The sequence below is a fragment of the Curtobacterium oceanosedimentum genome (genome assembly GCF_040545555.1).
Classification (GTDB): domain Bacteria; phylum Actinomycetota; class Actinomycetes; order Actinomycetales; family Microbacteriaceae; genus Curtobacterium.
The window spans coordinates 32,486-51,785 of record NZ_JBEPMD010000004.1; the positions used below are offsets into that span (position 1 = coordinate 32,486).

Here is a 19,300-nt window from a genome sequence, read left to right on the forward strand (position 1 = left end):
TCGCCGTCGCCCGGAGCGGAAGGCGGCCGACAGCGAGATGAGGGCGATCACCCCGACGGACACCGCCAGGATGATCTCGCTCGCTTCCATCAGCCGTCCCGCCCGTCGTCACGCCGCCCGTCGGTGCGCTCGGCGTGGCCGCCGTCCGCGTGGTGCCGGTGACCCGTGCCCGGGGGGACCACAGCGGTGGGCTCGGTGACGAGGCCGGTCGGTGCCTTCTCGGTCTGCTTCCGACCGTGCGTGAACCAGGTGAGGAGCCAGAGCAGGACGCCGAGGCCGAGCAGCGCTCCGGCGATCTGGTACTGCTGCGGGTCCCGGCCCGACGAGAACGGCAGCACCAGCCACAGGCAGGTCACGACACCGATCACGGGGATCACGACTCCCGCCCGGAAGTGCTTGTGGCCGACGCGGTCCCGACGGAGCACCAGCACCGAGAGGTTCACGACCGTGAAGACCGAGAGCAGGAGCAGCGAGGTGGTGCCGCCGAGGACCACGACGATGGGGGAGTCCGGGTCGAGCGACACCCATCCGATGAGCAGCAGCGAGATGACGGTGGTGAAGACGATGGCCGTCGACGGGGTGCGGCGGGCCGGTGACACCCGCGACAGGAACCCGGGCAGCACCCCCTGCTTGCTCATGCCGTAGAGCAGTCGGGACGCCATCATCATGTTGATCAGCGCCGTGTTCGCCACCGCGAACATCGAGATGAACGGCAGCAGGTCGGCGATCGGGAAGTCCGGTGCCGCGGTCTGCACGACGGTGACGAGCGGTGTCTCGTTGCCCGCGAGCTCACCGATGGGAACCACGGCGACGGCGCAGATGGACACGAGCACGTAGATGACCGCCGTGATGCCGAGACCGGTGAGCATCACCTTCGGGAAGATCCGCGACGGGTCCTTCGTCTCCTCGGCCATGTTGACCGAGTCCTCGAAGCCGACCATCGCGAAGAACGCCAACGACGTCGCGGTGGACACGGACAGCAGCAGGGACTTGTCCTCGGGGGTGTCGAACATCACCACGCGCGAGAAGTCCGCGTTGCCACCCGCGATCGCCCAGAAGCCGATGAGGATCACCATCACCAGACCGGACAGCTCCACGAGGGTCAGCACGACGTTCGTCTTGACGCTCTCGCTGACTCCGCGGAAGTTGACCGCCATCACCGCGAGCATGAAGCCCATCGCGATGAGCATCACGACGCCGTTCGGCAGCTCCAGACCGAAGCCGGCGCCGAGGTTCGCCGCGAACGCCCGAGAGGCCGTGCTCGCTGACGTTATGCCCGAGCACATCACGATGAACGTGACGATGAAGGTGACGAAGTGGATCCCGAACGCCTTGTGGACGTAGAGGGCGGCGCCCGCCGTCTGCGGGTACTTCGTCACGAGCTCCAGGTACGAGAACGCCGTCAGCAGCGCGACCGCGAACGCGATGAGGAAGGGGAGCCACGCGGCGCCGCCGACCTCCGCGGCCACCTGACCGGTGAGTGCGTAGACACCGGTGCCGAGGATGTCCCCGACGATGAAGAGCAGCAGCAGCTTGGGCCCGATGACGCGCTTGAGCGTGGGCTGCTCCTGCTGCGTCGCGTCCGACTTGGTGGTGGTCATACGTCAGCCTTTCCCGAGGGATGGCACTCTGTCTACTCTCACAGGAAGATCGCCGCTGCCTGCAACACGCCCGTCTCCTGATCACGCGGTCGCTCACGGGTGCCGGTCGCTACGCTCCGGGACATGCACGACGATTCCGACACCACCGAAGAACCCGTCGAGTTCGCCGACTTCAACGCGAAGCTGCTCGTGCTCGACGTCCTCTGCTACGACCTCGGCGTCCTCGAGCCCTACGACGGGGACGAGGACGAGGACAGCGGCGAGGACCTCGACGTCGAGGGGCAGGACGACCGCGCCCGCGAGTACTACGACGACCTCGACCTGCTGCCGTCGCACCTGGCGCTGGTGACGGAGCTCACCGTCGACTCCGACCTCGAGGTCCTGCAGGACGTCCACCCCGGCTGGGACGGCTCCGACGACCGGTACGACCCGCAGAACTGGGACGACGTGCTCGACCTCCCGGCGCTGACGACCGTGTACGCCGCCGCGCCGCTGCCCGGGCACGTGACCGAGCGCCTCGCTGCGAAGGGCGTCGAGGTCCGCTCCGCCTGACCCTGCTCGGCGCCGGGCACAGCGCAGCCCGCGCTACCGCTGCAGCGCCCGCACCTGCTCGGTGAACTGCGCTGCGCCACCCTGCGCCGGGTGCCGCACCGCCACGGCGTCGATGCCCGCCAGCGCGAGCGCTCCCTGTGCCTTCCGCCCGACCGCGACGACCCGCACCGGGTGTCCGGCGCCGCGAGCCGTACGCAGCGCCTCGAGCAGCGCGAGCGCGACCGGGGCTCCCGCGCGCACCTCCGCCGGGCGTGGGGTCCGGTTCGTCAGCCGATCGGGCGCGACGAACGGGTGGTGCGGGAAGATCGCCCACGCCAGGGGCAGCGGCCCGGACCAGTCCTGCAGTGCACCGTGCACGACCCGCGACGAGGCCTCCCACGGTGCCGTCGGTGCCGGCGGCACGAGGACGTCGAACCCGAGCGAGTCGAGCTCCCGCATGCTCGTGAAGGGGATGCCCGTGTTCGTCATGCCGCGCCACCCGGGCGCCTCGGCGACGAGCACGGTGTCGGCAGCAGCCCCGACGTGGGACAGGTAGGCCGCCAGGTTCGCCCGTCGGAGCCGGCCCTCCGCCGAGTCCGTCGAGTAGAGCGCCTCGGCGTCCTCGGCCACCGGGACGGCGTCGAGTGCCGCCCAGAACGCCTCGAGGGCCGTCACGAGCGTCCGAGCACCCGGCGGTAGACGTCCTCGAGTCCGGCAGCCGACCGCTCCCAGCTCAGGCGCTCGGCGTGCTCACGCCCCGCGGCGGCGAGCCCGGCGGCGTACGCGGCGTCGGTCAGGATCCGCTCGATCTCGGCGGCCCAGTCGCCCGGGTCCCGCGACTCCAGCACGACCCCGGTCTCCCCGTCGACCACGGCCTCCCGCAGTCCACCGGCCGCCGCGGCGACGACGGGCACCCCGGAAGCGGAACCCTCGAGCGCGACGAGGCCGTACGTCTCCGAGTGCGACGGCACGAGCACGGCCGCCGCGCCACGGAACAGGAAGGCCAGGTCGGCACGCGACTGCGGACCGACGAACGTCACGCGGTCGGCGATGCCGTGCGCGGCGGCGAGCCGACGCAGTTCGTCCACGTAGTCGCCCGCCTCGCTCGAGGCGTCGCCCGCGATGACGAGGGTGGGGCGGGCCTCCCGGCCGATGCCCGCGACCGCCTCGATCGCCAGGTCGAGCCCCTTGAGCGGTTGCACGCGCGCCGCCGCGACGACGTACGGGGTCTCCGCGCGGCGCGCACCCGCACCCGCGGGGCGGAAGACGGACCCGTCGACGCCCGGCGGCACGATCCAGGTGCGCGACTCGTCGCCGCCCAGGCGGGTGCGGACGGTCGACGCCTCGGCTGAGGACACCACGACCACGGCGTCGGACTCGCGTGCGAGCATCCGCTCGCCCGCGGGACGGCCTGCGGACTCGGGGCGTTCACCCTCGGACAGCGGGGTGTCCGACTCGGCCGCGATGGAGTGGAAGGACTGCACGTGCGGGATGCCCCGCTCGCGGGCGACGGGCAACGCGGCGACGCCGGAGAACCAGTGGTGCGAGTGCAGCACGTCGTACGGGCCGAGTTCCTCGAGGCCCGCCCGGAACGGCTCGATGAACGCGTCGTGCTCGCCCTTGGGCACCGGCTCGGCGGGGCCGGCGGACAGGAACCTCAGGCACACGCCCGGCACCAGCGACACGCTGTCCGGCTGCGTCGGCGCGGACCGCCGCGTGATGATCTCGACCTGGTGACCGCGGTCGGCCAGGGCCTCGGCCTGGTGCCGGACGACGACGTTCATGCCGCCGACCTCGCCGGATCCGGGCTCGTCGCCGGGGGAGGTGTGCAGCGACACCAGCCCGATGCGCAGGGGTTCGGTCGTGGTGCTCACGCCGTCGAGCCTAGCCGCGCGGCCGCCGCTGGGACCCACGAGCGGGCGCCACCACGACGGGCCGGCGGCCCGCCTCGTCCGGCGGGTCGGACGGGAGGCCCGGGTCACCTCCCAGCACCTGCACCCGTCCGTCGCCGTGCCGCTCCCAGAACGCGGCGGTCCAGGCGCAGAGGGCACCGTCGAGCAGGTCCTCCCGGTGCTTGTGCGTCGGCCCGTGCAGCACCGAGGACTCGGCGAGCCCGGCCGTCAGCGGATGCGAGTCGAGCAGCAGCGGCGGGTCGAGCGGGGTCGTGCGCAGCCGGTGCACGAGCTCGTCGAACGCCTCGGCACGCCGCTGCCGGGCGACGGCTGCCGGCACCTTCAGGTCGAGGCGCTTGTACCGCGGACGCTCGTCGTCGTAGCCGAGCTCCTCGACACCCACGAGCGTCGTGTACGGGTAGCACTCGAAGGCCGCCGGCCCGGTGCGCCCGCGCATCGCAGCGGTGTCATTGACGTAGCCGATGCCGAGCGCCGTCAGCCGGTCGAGCAGTCGGGCGCCGGCGCTCGCCGCCGAGGCCAGGTTCGTCGGGTTCGCCGCGACCTTCCACCGGCCGTAGCGCTGCCCGACCTGCCGCTCGGCCTCGCGGATGCCGGTCGGGTTCGTCACCACGAGGGAGGCGTCGACGGCGATCAGGGTCCGCGGGCCGAGGTGCTCCGCGATCCAGTCCGTCACGGCGTCGACCCCGCGGGCCCACCCGGCGTCGGTGATCGTGCCGTCGTCGGCCATCGCGACGAGGCCGGTCTCGTTCGCGGGCTTCCGGTCGCTGCCGAGTCCCCACGCCAGGTCCACCCCGAGGTACGCCGTCACCGGTACATCGTGCCCGCTGTCGCTCGGTCGACGCTCCACACCCGTCGCCGAGCGGCCCGGCCGACGCGCAGCAGCCGTTGCCGAGCGGGCAGGACATGCCGCCCGTGGTGCACCGAGCGGGCACGACATGCCGCCCGAGGTGCGCCGAGCGGGCAGGACATGCCGCCCGTGGTGCACTGAGCGGGCACGACGTGCCGCCCGAGGTGCGCCGAGCGGGTGCAAGTCGTCGGCCGGAGGCGGTGAGCGTGACAGAACTGGCCCGCTCGGCGGGAGCGGGAGCGGGAGCGGGAGCGGGCGACGGCGGTCAGGCGGCCTGCGTCCGGCATCGCCGAGGGTTCATCCGGTGGGCGCGGAGCCCCGTTCGGGGGACTCGCGGTGACGCTGAGGTGTCGTCACCATCGACTCCGACCGGCCGGAAGGGGCAGATGGCATGCGGTGGGCAGCACTGAGGACGAAGACCAAGGCGACGATCGTCGTCGCGGTCGCAGCGACGATCTGGCTCGGGGGAGTGGGCTCGGCCGGAGCGCTCGTCGGGGCGGTCGCGTCGAACGCCGCCGATGCACGGCCCGTGACGGCGGTGGCGGCCGCCGAGACCGCACGCCCCGAGGCCACTCGCACTCCGACGCCGACTCCCACGCCCGTCGTCGCCGTCTCGGAGGAGACCGAGGACACCGCGATCCCGTTCGAACGGACCTCGGTCGACGACCCTGCGCTGCCGAAGGGACAGTCGAAGGTCACGACGGCCGGGGTCGACGGCGTCGAGACGACCACCTGGCGCGTGACCACGACCGACGGCGTGGAGACCGACCGTGTCGAGGTCGGCAAGGAAGTGACCCGTGCTCCGGTCGCCGAAGTGACGGCCATCGGTTCGTACGTCGCTCCTGCTCCGGTAGCGCCTGCTCCGGCACCGGTCCAACAGGCTCCGGCCGCTCCTGCGCCCGTGCAGCAGGCCCCGGCCCAGGGCACGATCACCCCGGGGGCGTTCTGCTCCGACGCGCAGAGCGGCGCAGTCGCACAGGCGGCCAACGGTCGCTCGTACCAGTGCGGAGGCAAGGGGCCCGACGCCAACGGCCACCTGCACTGGAACACCATGTGACCCGACGCCGGTCCGGCCGTGTACGGTCCGCTGCATGGCGAGCGAGGCGACGACGCTGACGGTCCCGGGCCCGGACGGCGACCGGGAGGTCCGGATCAGCAGTCCGTCCCGCGTGCTCTTCCCCGAGGTCGGCATCACGAAGCTCGACCTCGCCGAGTACCTCGTCGCGGTCGGGGACCCCCTCGTCCGGGCGAACGGCGACCGGCCGATCTCGCTGCAGCGCTTCGGGTCGGGCATCGACGGCGAGTCGTTCTTCTCGAAGAACCCGCCGAAGGGCGCTCCCGAGTACGTGCGCGACGTCGTCGTGACCTACCCGAGCGCCCGCTCGCACCCGCAGCTGGTGATCGACGAGCCGGCGGTCGCGGTCTGGGCAGCGCAGATGAACACCGTCGTGTTCCACCCCTGGGCGTCCCGCGCCGAGGACTCCGACCACCCGGACCAGCTCCGCATCGACCTCGACCCGCAGCCGGGGACCGACTTCCACGACACCGTGCCGGTCGCGCACGAACTCCGGACGGTGCTCGGCGAGGTGGGCCTGACGGCGTGGATCAAGACCAGCGGCAACCGCGGCCTGCACGTGTTCGCACCGATCCGGCCCGAGCACGAGTTCCTCGACGTCCGGCACGCGGTGATCGCGGCGGCGCGGGAACTCGAGCGGCGGATGCCCGACCGGGTCACGACGTCGTGGTGGAAGGAGGAGCGGGGGCAGCGCGTGTTCGTCGACTTCAACCAGGCGAACCGTGACCGCACCATGGCCGGTGCCTACAGCCCACGAGCCCTGGCGCACGCGAGCGTCTCGACGCCCGTCACCTGGGACGAGCTCGACAGCGTGGACCCGACGACACTGACGGTGCTCACCGTCCCGGAACGGCTGCGGACCGGCGGGGACCCGTGGGAGACCATGCACGAGGAACCGGGCGACATCGCGCCGCTCCTCGGCTGGTGGGACCGTGACCTGGCGGACGGCCTCGGCGAGCTGCCGTTCCCGCCGGACTTCCCGAAGATGCCGGGGGAGCCGTCGCGCGTGCAGCCGTCCCGGGCGAAGAAGGACTGAGGGGCCGGGTAGCCCCGGTCGGCTCAGGCCGCGGCGACGTCCTCGGCGCGGTGCTCGGGCTTCGCGACTCGGCTGGTGTGCATCGGCAGCGTGACGCTCGCCGTGTGCAGGCGCGTCAGGCGGGACCAGGTGCCTCGGTTGGCGTCGCTGATGCCGTCGATGATCATGTCCCGCTCCCGTCTGCTGTGTGCTCCCGGATCCCCGTCCGGAAGTCACTAGTTAGCCTAACTACTGCGAGCATATTGACGCGCGACGGCCGGTGCAAGCGCTAGGACAGCACGTCACGCAGGTCGTACGCAGATGGGACATCGAGCTGCTCGAACCCGCATGACCGGGCGTCGCGGTCCGGCCGCCAGCGCTCGAACTGCACGGTGTGCCGGAACCGCTCGCCCTCCATCTGGTCGTACCGCACCTCGAGCACGCGCGACGGCTCGAGCCGGACGAAGGAGGTGTCGCGACCCGACGAGAACCGCGACCGTTCCCCGTCACCGGTCACGGGCCTCCCGTCCGCGTCGCGGAGCACGACGGGCTCGAGTTCCTCCACCAACTGCTGGCGCCGACGGTCGGTGAAGGCGGAGACGCCGCCGACCTGGCGGAGGTCGCCGTCCTCGTCGTACAGCCCGACGAGCAGCGAGCCGACGCCGCTGCCGCTCTTGTGCACGCGGTACCCGATCGCGACGACGTCGGCGGTCCGGTGGTGCTTCACCTTGAGCATCGTGCGCTTGTTCGGCTCGTACGCCTTCGCCCGCGGCTTCGCGACCACGCCGTCGAGACCGGCGCCCTCGAACGTGGTGAGCCACTCGCGGGCGAGGTCGACGTCGAGCGTGGTGCGGGTGACGAACAGCGGGTCGGTCATGCCCTCCGCGAGGGCCTCGAGTCGCTCGCGCCGTTCGTCGAACGGCAGGTCCACCAGTTCCGTCCCGTCGACCGCGAGCAGGTCGAACGCGACGAACTGTGCGGGGGTCTCGACGCTGAGCTTCCGGATGCGTGACTCTGCGGGGTGGATGCGCTGCGACAGGGCCTCCCAGTCGAGGTGCTCCGCGCCCGGCTCGCCGCTCCGCAGCACCACCTCGCCGTCGAGCACGACCGGGTGGTCGCGCCCGCCGAACTGCGCGCGGAACGCTTCGACGAGCTCCGGGAAGTACCGTGTCAGCGGCTTGGCGCCGCGGCTGCCGATGGTGACGTCGTCGCCGTCGACGGTCACGATCCCGCGGAAGCCGTCCCACTTCGGCTCGTACCGCAGCCCGCCGCGGACGCTGTCCGGGTCGGGCACGGTGGCGACGGCCTTGGCGAGCATCGGTGCGATCTCCATGCTGCCTGTCTACTCGCGGGTGCTCCGGTGGACGGACGGGAGGCGCGGCTCGCCGTGCTCGGTCGGCTCCGTCACTAGGGTGGTCGCGTGACGACCGTGCCCCCGCCGGCAGCGCCGGCACCGGAACCGATCAGCCCCGTGCAGGCCGCTGCGCTCCGCGCCGGTGCCCTGCCGCCCGTCGAGCAGGTCCGCCCCGGGGTCTGGACCATCGCGGTGCCGTTCCGCGGAGGAGTCCCGGACGCGACCCTGTCCTACGTGGTCGAGGGGACCGACGGCTCGCTCACCGTCGTCGATCCCGGCTGGGCGGCGGACGACGACCTCACGGTGCTCCGCGCGGGCCTCGCAGCGGTCGGGCGGTCCGTCGACCAGGTCGGACTCGTCGTGGTGACGCACCTGCACGCCGACCACCTCGGCGCCGCCGCAGCGCTCCGGCGCGCGAGCGGCGCCCGGGTCGCGATGCACCGGCTCGAGGTCGACGCCCTGCGTCGGGAACGGGAGGACGCCGCGGCGAACGACGCCGACATCGCCGGGTGGGGGCTGCCCGACGAGCTGGTCGCCGGCGTGGTCGCGGCCTGGGGGAGCGGACGTCGGATCGGGCTCGGGCGGACGGCGGAGCCCTTCGCGGACCTGCTCGTGGAGGACGGCGGCATGCTGCCGATCCCCGGGCGCGACGTCCGGGCGCTCTGGACGCCGGGGCACACCGCCGGGCACCTGTGCCTCGTCGACGAGGGCGACGGGCTGCTCTTCACCGGCGACCACGTGCTGCCGCGGATCAACCCGGGCATCGGCCTGGGCGGGCGGACGGCGACGAACCCGCTCGGCGACTACCTGGCCTCCCTCGCGCGGCTCGACGGGTACGCGCACCTGGAGGTCTGCCCGGGGCACGAGTACCGCTTCCGGGACGTCGTGACGCGTGCGCGGACGCTCGCGCGACACCGCGAGGAGCGCTCCCGGCACGTCGCCGAGGCGCTCGACGCGCTGACGTCCCCGACCCTGTTCGAGGTCGCGTCGCGCGTGCCGTTCAGTGGTGGGATCGACTCGATGTCGGGGTTCCTGCTCGCGAGCGCGCTGACCCAGACGGCCTTCCACGCGGATCTGCTCGGCCGGTCGGACGAGATCCGACCAGCCTGACGACGGCCGGGGCCTGTCCGACCGGCGGGGCCTGCCCGACCGGTGGGATCAGGCGACCGTCGCTGCGAGCCGTTCGAGCGTCGTGCGGGCGTCGGCGAACTCGGCCGCCGCGTGCTCGGCGAGCGGCGCGAGGTCCGGGATCCGGTCGGCCAGGGTGGCGCTGACGGTCACCGGGTACAGCTTCATGCCGAGCGCGGTGCCGAGGATGAGGTGCAGCACCGGCGAGCCGTGGTCCCAGGTCTCGGTCGGGGAGCCCGCGTCGTAGGTCGCCCCACGGCTCACCACGGTCACCACGGGGCGCCCCGCGAGCGGCTGCACGTCGCCGGCCAGGACCCCGGGCACGTGGACGCGGTCGATCCACGCCTTGAGGGTCGACGGCACCGTGTAGTTGTACAGCGGCGCGCCGACCACGACGGCGTCGGCGGCGAGGAGCTCGTCGATGACCTGCTGGCGGAGCGCCTCGGCCTCGGGCGCGACGGACTCCTCGGCCGTGCGGTCGGCCGCTGCCCAGTGCAGTGCGGACGACTCCAGGTGCGGGAGCTGGTCGACGTGGAGGTCCCGCCGCACCACCGTGTACTCGGGACCGCGGGCGCGCCAGGCGTCCGCGAAGGCGGCGGTCAGGGCGCGCGAACGCGAGTGGGCGAGGTCGGCCGACGAGTCGATGTGCAGCAGGGAGGGCATGCGGCCCACGCTACCGATGCCGGGCCGCGGCGGACGGGCAGCCGACCGGTCGTGTCCGCACGGACGCCGACGGCCCCGTCGTGTCCGGGTGGGACACGGCGGGGCCGCGGGAGGCGCCTCCCGTCCGGTCCGGTCCGACGGCCCGACGAACGGGACCGACGGCCGTGCCGGAGGGCGGTTTCAGCGCTGGGTGCGACGGCGACCGATGGTGCGAGCGCCTGCAAGACCCGCACCGGCGGCGATCAGGCCGAGGGCCCAGGCGATCGGCGCGGTCTCGTCGGCACCGGTGAAGGCGAGCTGGCCCTTCGTCGCGGTCGGCACGGTCGGCGTGGTGCCGACGGTCGCGGCGGTCGGGACGACCGTCACCGGGAAGGAGACCGAGACGTCGTCCTGCGCCACCGTCAGGCGGTGGGTCGAGGCGTGCGGGAACGTGACCTTGGTCGCGTACTCGTCCTCGTCGAAGGCGATCTGGTCGGTGGCGACGTCGCTGGTCACGGTCGGCTCGGGGCGGTTGCCGTCCGCGTCGTACTGCGTCGTCGAGTTGCCGAACTCGTCGACCAGCTCACCGCTGATCCAGAGCGACCCGCCCTGGGCCACGGTCGGGGTGCCGCCGTCCACGATCGTCGGTTCCTGCGAGTCGTCCGCGGGCTGGGTGATGCTGGTGATGCTGCCGTCCGGGTGGATGATCCAGGTCTTGACCGGGTGCGTCAGGTGGGCGTCACCGTTCTCGTCGATGGAGTCGGAGTACTCCGCCGACGAGGTGTCCGTAACGTACGCGAGGACACCGACCGCCGCCGCCGGGTCCACCGTGATCTCGACGTACTGGGTCGAGGTCGTCGTCCCGTCCGTGGCGACGATCGTGAACTCGTAGTCGCCGGCGACGATCGGTGTGCCGCTCAGGACACCGGTCGTCGCATCGAGGGTCAGGTCGTAGGGCAGGCGGAACTCCGGAGCGTCGTCGGGGTCCGTCGGGTCGGCGGACGACGGGTCGGCGTAGCCGATGGAGTACGTCACGGCACCGCTGGGCGCCGGGACGGCGAACGAGCGCGAGAACGCCTCGCCGGCGGTGGTGGTCAGCGTCAGGGCCTGGGCGACGACGACGGTGTCCTGCGCGAACTGCTCCTGCGTGCTGCCCAGCAGTGACAGGGTGATCGTCTTGCCGACCAGCTCCTTCGGCACGACGAAGGTGTCGCCGCGTCCGACCTCCTTGCCGTCGACGAGCCAGAAGGCGTCGATCGGATCGGTGAACCCGGTGGAGACGTACCCCAGGGTGCTGCCGACGGTGGGCGTGCCGACGATGGTCACCGTCGGTGCGGCCACGGCGGCGGCGGTCGGGCTGTCCGTCGCTGCGGGGGCGGTGGCGGCCGGGGACGGCGTCGATGCTGCGCCGGACGCTGCGTCCGTCGACGCTGCGTCTGACGACGTCGGCGCCGCGGTCTCGGTGGCCGACGGCGTCTCGGCGTCGGCCGGGGTCGACGGGTCCGCGGTCGTGGTCGGGGTCGTGGTCGGGGTCGGGGTCGTCCCGGCGTCGGACGACTGGTCGGCCGGTGCGCCGGTCGTCGTGTCGGCCGGAGCCGCGGTGGTGGTGTCGGTCGGCGTGGCGGTCGACTGCGACGGGTCGGTCGACGAGACGGCAGCCGTCGTGTCGGCGAACGCGGCGGTCGAGGTGAAGACACCCAGACCGGTGGTCAGACCGATGAGTGCGACGGTGGTCCCCAGCGCGCAGGCGCGTCGGGTCGTGGAGGTGCTGCGGTGCACTGTTCCCCCAGGGATCAGGTCCGGTCGGGTGCCGGATCGTGAGAATCTGCCGTGAATGTCCGGCGTTCTCGGATCGTAGGCGCCAAGGGGCGCCACGCGGGCGCGTGTGGCCGGATCGTGACCTGCACTGGGGGCGTGTGCGGCTCTCCGTACCGAGGGTGCCCGCAGGAGTGCGGCGACGGCGGACGCGATCGTCGCGCCCGGTCGGAACGTCGCGGTGTGCCGGAGGACCGGCCGGTCGTCGTGCTGCATGTCGTCTCCCTGGTGTGCGGTGGAGCCGTGATGGCTCCTCACCTGGAGGTGTGCAGCACTACGACCGATCTCACCGAAGTCGGGTCACGATCCGGCAACGACGCCGGAGCACGGCGTCAGGCGTGGTCGCGCTGGACGCTCGCGGCGCCCTCGAGGGCCGCCCGGAGGGCCGTCACGGCGGGCGAGTCCGCGCTCGACATCCGCTGGGCCGTGAAGATCGTGCGGCGTGCCGGTTCGGGCAGGTCGAGGAGCCGACAGGACGTCGAGCGACCCGCCCAGACGAGGTCCGGCATCAGGCCGACCGCGTTCCCCGACTCGATCAGGCGGATCTGCGCCTGCAGGTCGGCGGTCTCGTAGCGGACGTCCGGTTCGAAGCCGGCGCGGCGGCAGGTCTGCTCGGCGAAGTGCCGGGACGCGGCCCCGCGGGGCTCCATCACCCACGGCATGTCCGCGGCCTCGAGCAGGGCGACACCGGGGTCGTCGTCGGTGAGCGGCACCAGGCAGACGTCGACGGGCGGGAGCGCGAGGCGGACCGAGTCGGTGGTGAGGTCGCGACGGTCGAGTCCGGGGAAGCGCGGTGCCGCGTGCGCCGGGTACTGCTCGGCGATCACCATGTCGAAGTCCCGCGCCCAGGTCTCGTTCAGCGCCGTCTCCGGCTCGCGCTGCACCATCTCGACCCGGACGTCGGGGTGCTCCAGTGCCATCGCGCGGAGTGCCGTCGGCATCAGGGCGAGGGCTGCGGACTGGAAGACGGCGACCCGCACGCGGCCCTGCACGGACGTCAGGGTCGACTCCACGCTGGCCTGTGCGCGTTCGAGCACGTCGAGCACCTCGCCCGCCGCGGCCACGAGGACCTCGGCCTGCGGGGTGAGCTGCAGTCGCCGGCCGGAGCGTCGCAGGAGCTGCACGCCGGCCTCCCGCTCGAGCACCGCGAGCTGCTGCGAGACCGCCGAGGGGGTGAAGTTCATCGCCCCGGCCACGGCGGCGACGGTGCCCCGGATCGAGAGTTCCCGGAGGAGCACGAGACGGCGGACGTCGAGCATGACGGAACAGTAGCTGAACTGAACGGTACGCGTCAGCAGGAGTTGCTTCCGCTTACGCTTCCGGAACTCCACACTGATCCCATGACCGACCTCCAGGCACGCGACACCGACGCCGCTCCGACCCCGCACGACGACCTGGCGGACCAGTCCGTCGCCCTCGTCCGCCAGTGGTTGGCCGAGGCCGAGACCTACCCGGTCGACGGCTCGGCGAAGCAGCTCGCCGGTGTCCTCGCCGACCCGGCCGGACTCGACTTCGCGGTCGGGTTCGTCGACGGCGTCGTCCGACCCGAGGACCTCGGGGTCGCCGCCCGGAAGCTCCGGCAGATCGCGCCCGGCGCGCCCGGCTTCCTGCCCGCTGCGCTCCGCGGACTCGTCCGGCTCGGCGGTGGCATGGCGCCGGTGCTGCCGGGGGTCGTCGTCCCGATCGCGCGCCGGGTGCTCCGCGAGATGGTCGGCCACCTGATCGTCGACGCGACCGACGCCAAGCTCGGCCCCGCCATCGCGAAGATCAAGCGCGACGGCGTCCGGCTGAACGTCAACCTGCTCGGTGAGGCCGTGCTCGGCGAGAAGGAGGCCTCGCGCCGGCTCGAGGGCACGCAGCGGCTCCTCGCCCGCGACGACGTCGACTACGTCTCGATCAAGGTCTCGTCGACCGTGCACCCGCACTCCCCGTGGGCCTTCGACCACGCGGTCGAGGACATCATCGCCAAGCTCCGCCCGCTCTTCCGCCGAGCCGTGCAGAGCTCGCCGCGCAAGTTCATCAACCTCGACATGGAGGAGTACAAGGACCTCGACCTGACGATCGCGGTCTTCACGAAGCTCCTCGACGAGCCGGAGTTCACCGACCTCGAAGCAGGCATCGTGCTCCAGGCGTACCTGCCCGACGCGCTCGCCGCGATGCAGCACCTGCAGGAGTGGTCGGCCGCGCGTCGTGCCCGCGGCGGTGCCGACATCAAGGTCCGGCTCGTCAAGGGCGCGAACCTGCCGATGGAGCAGGTCGAGGCCTCGGTGCACGGTTGGCCGCTCGCCACCTGGCACACGAAGCAGGACTCCGACACCAACTACAAGCGCGTGCTCGACTGGGCGCTGACGCCCGAGCGCATCGCGAACGTCCGCGTCGGCGTCGCCGGGCACAACCTGTTCGACGTCGCGCACGCCTGGCTGCTCGCCGGGGAGCGCGGCGTCCGTGACGGCATCGAGTTCGAGATGCTGCTCGGCATGGCCCAGGGGCAGGCCGAGGCGGTCCGCCGCACGGTCGGTTCGCTGCTCCTGTACACGCCGGTCGTCCACCCGGGCGAGTTCGACGTCGCGATCGCCTACCTGATCCGACGGCTCGAAGAAGGCGCGTCGCAGGAGAACTTCATGTCGGCGGTGTTCTCGTTGGCCTCGTCGCCCGAGCTCTTCGCACGCGAGGAGTCCCGCTTCCGCGACTCCCTCGCCCCGCTCACGCAGCCCGGCGGTCTCGACGCCCCGGCGCCGCACCGCGTCGCCGACCGGTACGCGGCGGTCGAGCGGCCTCGCCCCGGGCACTTCGAGAACACGCCGGACAGCGACCCGTCGGTCGCGACGGTCCGCGAGTGGGGTGCTGCGATCACGTCCCGTGTCGCCACGTCGACGCTCGGCGAACGCGCGGTCCAGGAGGCTCGGCTCACCTCCGCCGAGCAGCTCGAGTCCGTCCTGGGTCGCGTCCGCGCCGCCGGTACCGAGTGGGGCCAGTGGTCCGGCGCTGCCCGCGGCGCGGTCCTGCACGCGGTCGGCGATGCGCTCGAGGCGAACCGCGCCGCGCTCGTCGAGGTCATGGCGGCCGAGGCCGGCAAGACGATCGACCAGGCCGACGTCGAGGTCTCCGAGGCGATCGACTTCGCGCACTTCTACGGCGAACTCGCCGCGCAGCTCGACGACGTCGACGGCGCGACGTTCACGCCCGCCGCGCTGACCCTGGTCACCCCGCCGTGGAACTTCCCGGTGGCGATCCCGGCCGGCTCGACCCTGGCGGCGCTCGCCGCCGGTTCTGCCGTCGTGCTGAAGCCGGCGCCGCCGGCCGAGCGGTGCGGCGCCGTGCTCGCATCGGTCATCGAGACCGCGCTCGACGCCCACGGGGTACCGGCCGACGTGCTCGCCTTCGTGCAGGTGGCCGAGGACGACCTCGGCAAGCAGCTCATCGCCGCGCCCCGGGTCGACCGGGTGATCCTCACCGGTGCGTACGAGACCGCGGAGCTGTTCCGGTCGTTCCGCCCCGACCTGCCGCTGCTCGCGGAGACCTCGGGCAAGAACGCGATCATCGTCACGCCGTCGGCCGACCTCGACCTCGCGGTGAAGGACGTCGTCGCCTCGGCGTTCGGTCACGCCGGCCAGAAGTGCTCGGCCGCCTCGCTCGTCGTGCTCGTGGGGTCCGTGGCGACCTCGCGCCGGTTCCGGTCGCAGCTCCTCGACGCCGTGTCGTCGCTCACCGTCGGGTACCCGACCGACCCGACGACGCAGATGGGCCCGGTCATCGAGCCCGCGGCCGGCAAGCTGCTCGAGGGGCTGACGACGCTCGGTGCGGGGGAGTCCTGGGCGGTCGCACCGGAGCGCCTCGACGACACCGGCAAGCTCTGGAGCCCCGGTGTCCGCGACGGCGTCCGGCGCGGGTCGGCCTTCCACCGCACGGAGTACTTCGGCCCGATCCTCGGCATCATGACCGCGAAGACCCTCGACGAGGCGATCGACATCGTGAACGAGGTCGACTACGGCCTGACCTCGGGCCTGCACTCGCTCGACGCCACCGAGATCGGCACGTGGCTCGACCGGATCGAGGCGGGCAACCTCTACGTCAACCGCGGGATCACCGGTGCGATCGTCCGGCGGCAGCCGTTCGGCGGGTGGAAGAAGTCCGCGGTCGGTGCCGGTACGAAGGCCGGCGGGCTGAACTACCTGCTCGGTCTCGGGTCGTGGACGCCGGCGCAGGCGTCGGCCGGTGGGACGGTGTCCGCTCCGGTGCGCTCGTTCCTCCGCGCCACCGGGATCGCGTCCGAGTCGATCGACCGCGCCACCGCGTCCGACGAGCAGGCCTGGACGTCCCTCTTCGGCGCAGCGGTCGACGTGTCGGCGCTCTCGGCCGAGCGGAACATCGCGCGGTACCTGCCGTACCCGGGCGTGCACGTCCGCCTGGCATCGGCGGAGGAGGCCGCGGTCGCCGACCTCGTGCGCGTCCTCGCCGCAGCAGTCCGAGCCGGCACGACGATCGACGTCTCGACGGTGGCCGCGCTGCCGTCGGCGCTCGCATCCGCGATCCGTGCGCTGCCGAACGTGCGTTCCGTCGCCGAGGGGCAGTCGGACGAGGCGTTCGCGAAGCGCATCGAGCGTGGGGAGTCCACCCGGGTCCGGCTGATCGGCGGCGAGACCGCAGCGCTGACGACCGCGATCGGCGGGCGACCGGACGTCGCCGTGTACGGGGAACCCGTCACCGAGGCCGGCCGCATCGAGCTGCTGCCGTTCCTCCGCGAGCAGGCGGTGTCGATCACGGCGCACCGCTTCGGGACGCCGAACCACCTCACCGACGCGCTGATCTGACCGGCGGGCGGCGGCAGTCGAACCACGGATGCGACATCGAACCAGCACCGCGCGCTGGTTCGATGTCGCATTCGTGGTCTCTCGAGCTCGCTGCACCGCGACCATCGGACGTTTGATCCACTGCTCGCCGGCAGGGCTGGCCGCTACCCGCACGCTGCCCGGGCCTGCTCAGGCCTCCGGCGTTGGCTCTGGTGCATGAGCGAACAGATCGTCAAGCCCCTCGGCCTCGCACACGTGCGGGTCACCGTCACCGACATCCACCGCAGCAAGGCGTTCTACGAGCAGCTGCTCGGTACCGCGCCCGCGATGGACTTCAGCGAGCACATCGACGAGCCCGGGATCACCGAGGACCGCGAGCGGCTCTACGGCGGCGCGATCTTCCCGGTCGGTGACCAGCTCTTCGGGCTGCGCCCGGTGGCCCCGAGCGGTCAGCGCTTCGACCCGGACACCGTCGGCCTCGACCACGTGAGCTTCGTCGTGGGCTCCGTCGACGAGCTGCACGCCGCTGCCGGACGCCTCGACGCCGCCGGCATCGAGCACGGCGAGGTCACCGACCTCGGTGACGCCGGCATGGTCATCCTGTCCGTGCAGGACCCGGACGACATCAACCTGGAGCTCGCCGCGCAGAAGTGACCTCGCGGGCACGGACCCCGGGCGTCACGGGCGGAGGATGTACTCGAACGTCGTCCGGGCGCGCTCGGGGTCCGGGGTCTCGCCGGAGATCAGGTCCGCGTACGTGAACGACTCCGAGACCCGGACGAGCAGCCGCGCGAGTTCCCCGGCGGACAGCGGTGTCGGGTCGAACGCGCCGGCCTCGTGCTCCGTCGTGATCGCGGAGGTCACCACCGCGACGAAGCGGCGCTGCACGTCGCTGTCCGCCGTCGTCAGCAGGCGCAGGGCACGGCTCGGCTCGCGCGTCAGGAAGGCGCGGAAGTAGGGCGCTCGGATGAGGTCCGCCGTGAAGTGGTCGAGCACGTCGACGATCCGCGCTGCGCCGGACGGAGCCGCTGCCCGTCCCGCAGCGTCGAGCGTCGGCACGGCGAGCGACCACAGGATCTCCGAGAGCAGCTGGTCGCGGTTGCCGACCCAGCGGAACAGCGAGGTGCGGTCGACACCGAGGGACGCGGCGAGCGAGCCCATGTCGATGCGCGCCCCGTCGATGAACGCGCGACGTGCGGAACGGAACGCGCGTCGGGACTCGCCGTGGGCCTCCAGCCTGGCGGCCAGCGCGCTCGGGACGAGCGTCGATCCGAGCGTGCCGAGTGGTTCGTTCCTCACCGTTCCCCCTGAGTGCCGACGCCGGTCTTGCAACGTTTTCGAGAATGATGCATCGTTGGTGCCATGTCAACGTCGATCACCGACACGCCCCTGCTCGAATCCGACTTCTACCGCTTCCAAGAGGGACTCACGCCCCGCGAGCGGGAGTCACTCGGGCAGCTGCGCGCGTACCTCGAGGCCGAGGTGCGTCCGATCGCCGACCAGTACTGGGCGCGGGCCGAGTTCCCGAAGCAGACCATCGCGCCGCTCGCCGAGCTCGGCATGTACGGGCCGGGCATCCCGCTCGTGCGGCACTTCGAGAACTCGGCCGTCTACCGCGGCTGGGCGGCACTCGAGCTCGGTCGCATCGACGCCGGCGTCTCGACGTTCATCGGGGTCCAGTCCGGTCTCGCGATGAACTCGATCGCGGTCGGCGGCAGCGACGAGCAGCAGCAGGAGTGGCTGCCGCGCATGGCGCGGGGCGAGGTCGTCGGGGCCTTCGGGCTGACCGAGCCCCTGTCGGGCAGCGACTCGGCCCGCGGGCTCCGCACCACCGCTCGGCGCGAGGGCGACACCTGGGTGCTCGACGGCGAGAAGCGGTGGATCGGCAACGCGACCTTCGCGGACGTCGTCGTCATCTGGGCGAAGGACGTCGCCGACGAGCAGGTCAAGGGCTTCCTCGTCACGACGGACACCCCGGGCTTCACCGCGACGAAGATCGAGGACAAGATCGCCCTGCGCACGGTGCAGAACGCCGACATCGTGCTCGACGGCGTCCGGGTTCCCGAGTCGCGCCGGCTGCAGCGCGCGGACTCCTTCCGCACCACGGCGGCGGTGCTCCGGCTCACCCGGACCGAGGTCGCCTGGCAGGCCATCGGCATCGCGATCGGTGCCTACGAGGCCGCGCTCGACTACGCCCGCGAGCGCATCCAGTTCGGCAAGCCGATCGCGGCGCACCAGATGGTGCAGGACCTGCTCGTGCGGTCGCTCATGAACATCACCGCGTCGATCGCACTGTGCACGCAGGCCTCTGCCATGCAGGACCAGGGCGTCGGCGCCGACGAGCACTCCGCGATGGCGAAGGCGTTCGCGACGGCGAAGATGCGCGAGACCGTCGGCTGGTGCCGCGAGGTCCAGGGCGGCAACGGCATCGTGCTCGACAAGGGCGTCGCGCGCTTCTTCTCCGATGCCGAGGCGATCTACTCCTACGAGGGCACGCGCGAGGTGAACACGCTCATCGTGGGTCGGGCGATCACCGGGCAGGCCGCGTTCGTCTAGGAGCGTCCGCTGCGCCGACGCCGACGCCGACGC

Annotated in this window: 17 protein-coding genes; 7 read left to right on the forward strand and 10 right to left on the reverse strand. The window is 72.4% G+C overall.

Annotation, left to right across the window (positions count from 1 at the left end):
- Positions 1 to 89: 89 nt before the first annotated feature.
- Positions 90 to 1,601, reverse strand: a complete 1,512-nt coding sequence (locus ABIC52_RS05335) for an APC family permease (RefSeq protein ID WP_238638061.1) — start codon at positions 1,599 to 1,601, stop codon at positions 90 to 92.
- A 123-nt stretch (positions 1,602 to 1,724) separates the two neighbouring features.
- On the opposite strand from ABIC52_RS05335, the gene ABIC52_RS05340 reads away from it, so the two are divergent.
- The gene (locus ABIC52_RS05340) at positions 1,725 to 2,153 is read left to right on the forward strand and encodes a DUF6892 domain-containing protein (protein WP_153257422.1); all 429 of its coding nucleotides are present in this window, start codon (positions 1,725 to 1,727) and stop codon (positions 2,151 to 2,153) included.
- 33 nt (positions 2,154 to 2,186) lie between these two features.
- On the opposite strand, the gene ABIC52_RS05345 is transcribed toward ABIC52_RS05340, so the two are convergent.
- Genes ABIC52_RS05345 through ABIC52_RS05355 form a run of 3 tightly spaced genes read right to left on the reverse strand, consistent with a single transcriptional unit; the run spans position 2,187 to position 4,853 of the window.
- On the reverse strand, positions 2,187 to 2,807 hold the full coding sequence (locus ABIC52_RS05345) for a uracil-DNA glycosylase (RefSeq protein WP_209676704.1): 621 nt from the start codon (positions 2,805 to 2,807) through the stop codon (positions 2,187 to 2,189).
- The gene (locus tag ABIC52_RS05350; protein WP_209676706.1) at positions 2,804 to 4,006 is read right to left on the reverse strand and encodes a glycosyltransferase; all 1,203 of its coding nucleotides are present in this window, start codon (positions 4,004 to 4,006) and stop codon (positions 2,804 to 2,806) included. The genes ABIC52_RS05345 and ABIC52_RS05350 overlap by 4 nt, the downstream gene beginning before the upstream one ends.
- Before the next feature lie 10 nt (positions 4,007 to 4,016).
- Positions 4,017 to 4,853 (reverse strand): DUF429 domain-containing protein, encoded by an 837-nt coding sequence (locus ABIC52_RS05355; protein ID WP_354026816.1) that lies wholly within the window; start codon positions 4,851 to 4,853, stop codon positions 4,017 to 4,019.
- Positions 4,854 to 5,283: 430 nt separating this feature from the next.
- Here ABIC52_RS05355 and ABIC52_RS05360 point away from each other — a divergent pair, with 430 nt between their 5' ends.
- Complete coding sequence (locus ABIC52_RS05360) at positions 5,284 to 5,949, forward strand: G5 domain-containing protein (protein ID WP_126890406.1); 666 nt, start codon at positions 5,284 to 5,286, stop codon at positions 5,947 to 5,949.
- 34 nt (positions 5,950 to 5,983) lie between these two features.
- Positions 5,984 to 7,003, forward strand: a complete 1,020-nt coding sequence (ligD, locus tag ABIC52_RS05365; RefSeq protein WP_354026817.1) for a non-homologous end-joining DNA ligase — start codon at positions 5,984 to 5,986, stop codon at positions 7,001 to 7,003.
- Between the two features lie 23 nt (positions 7,004 to 7,026).
- Here ligD and ABIC52_RS05370 read toward each other — a convergent pair whose 3' ends face one another.
- A complete protein-coding gene (locus tag ABIC52_RS05370; protein WP_153257421.1) occupies positions 7,027 to 7,170 on the reverse strand; it encodes a hypothetical protein in 144 nt (47 codons plus the stop codon).
- Between the two features lie 101 nt (positions 7,171 to 7,271).
- Entirely contained in the window at positions 7,272 to 8,315 is a 1,044-nt protein-coding gene (locus ABIC52_RS05375; RefSeq protein ID WP_126890404.1) for an ATP-dependent DNA ligase, read from the reverse strand.
- A gap of 87 nt (positions 8,316 to 8,402) precedes the next feature.
- On the opposite strand from ABIC52_RS05375, the gene ABIC52_RS05380 reads away from it, so the two are divergent.
- Positions 8,403 to 9,446: an MBL fold metallo-hydrolase gene (locus tag ABIC52_RS05380; protein ID WP_354026818.1), complete on the forward strand. Its 1,044-nt coding sequence runs from the start codon at positions 8,403 to 8,405 to the stop codon at positions 9,444 to 9,446.
- Positions 9,447 to 9,494: 48 nt separating this feature from the next.
- Here ABIC52_RS05380 and ABIC52_RS05385 read toward each other — a convergent pair whose 3' ends face one another.
- The 3 genes from ABIC52_RS05385 to ABIC52_RS05395 all read right to left on the reverse strand — a co-directional run bounded on the left by ABIC52_RS05385 (position 9,495) and on the right by ABIC52_RS05395 (position 13,180).
- Positions 9,495 to 10,127 carry an FMN-dependent NADH-azoreductase gene (locus ABIC52_RS05385; RefSeq protein ID WP_354026819.1) on the reverse strand — a complete coding sequence of 211 codons (633 nt, stop codon included), beginning with the start codon at positions 10,125 to 10,127 and terminating at the stop codon, positions 9,495 to 9,497.
- Positions 10,128 to 10,307: 180 nt separating this feature from the next.
- Positions 10,308 to 11,885, reverse strand: coding sequence for an Ig domain-containing protein (locus tag ABIC52_RS05390; RefSeq protein ID WP_354026820.1), 1,578 nt, complete (start codon positions 11,883 to 11,885; stop codon positions 10,308 to 10,310).
- A gap of 368 nt (positions 11,886 to 12,253) precedes the next feature.
- Positions 12,254 to 13,180 carry a LysR substrate-binding domain-containing protein gene (locus tag ABIC52_RS05395; RefSeq protein ID WP_209824844.1) on the reverse strand — a complete coding sequence of 309 codons (927 nt, stop codon included), beginning with the start codon at positions 13,178 to 13,180 and terminating at the stop codon, positions 12,254 to 12,256.
- Positions 13,181 to 13,261: 81 nt separating this feature from the next.
- On the opposite strand from ABIC52_RS05395, the gene ABIC52_RS05400 reads away from it, so the two are divergent.
- Together ABIC52_RS05400 and ABIC52_RS05405 are read left to right on the forward strand one after the other, a co-directional pair.
- Entirely contained in the window at positions 13,262 to 16,732 is a 3,471-nt protein-coding gene (locus tag ABIC52_RS05400; protein WP_209824842.1) for a proline dehydrogenase family protein, read from the forward strand.
- A 195-nt stretch (positions 16,733 to 16,927) separates the two neighbouring features.
- Entirely contained in the window at positions 16,928 to 17,365 is a 438-nt protein-coding gene (locus ABIC52_RS05405; RefSeq protein WP_209824840.1) for a VOC family protein, read from the forward strand.
- Positions 17,366 to 17,389: 24 nt separating this feature from the next.
- On the opposite strand, the gene ABIC52_RS05410 is transcribed toward ABIC52_RS05405, so the two are convergent.
- Positions 17,390 to 18,010, reverse strand: coding sequence for a QsdR family transcriptional regulator (locus ABIC52_RS05410; protein ID WP_354026821.1), 621 nt, complete (start codon positions 18,008 to 18,010; stop codon positions 17,390 to 17,392).
- A gap of 63 nt (positions 18,011 to 18,073) precedes the next feature.
- Here ABIC52_RS05410 and ABIC52_RS05415 point away from each other — a divergent pair, with 63 nt between their 5' ends.
- Positions 18,074 to 19,267: an acyl-CoA dehydrogenase family protein gene (locus ABIC52_RS05415; RefSeq protein ID WP_209824838.1), complete on the forward strand. Its 1,194-nt coding sequence runs from the start codon at positions 18,074 to 18,076 to the stop codon at positions 19,265 to 19,267.
- Positions 19,268 to 19,300 lie beyond the last annotated feature (33 nt).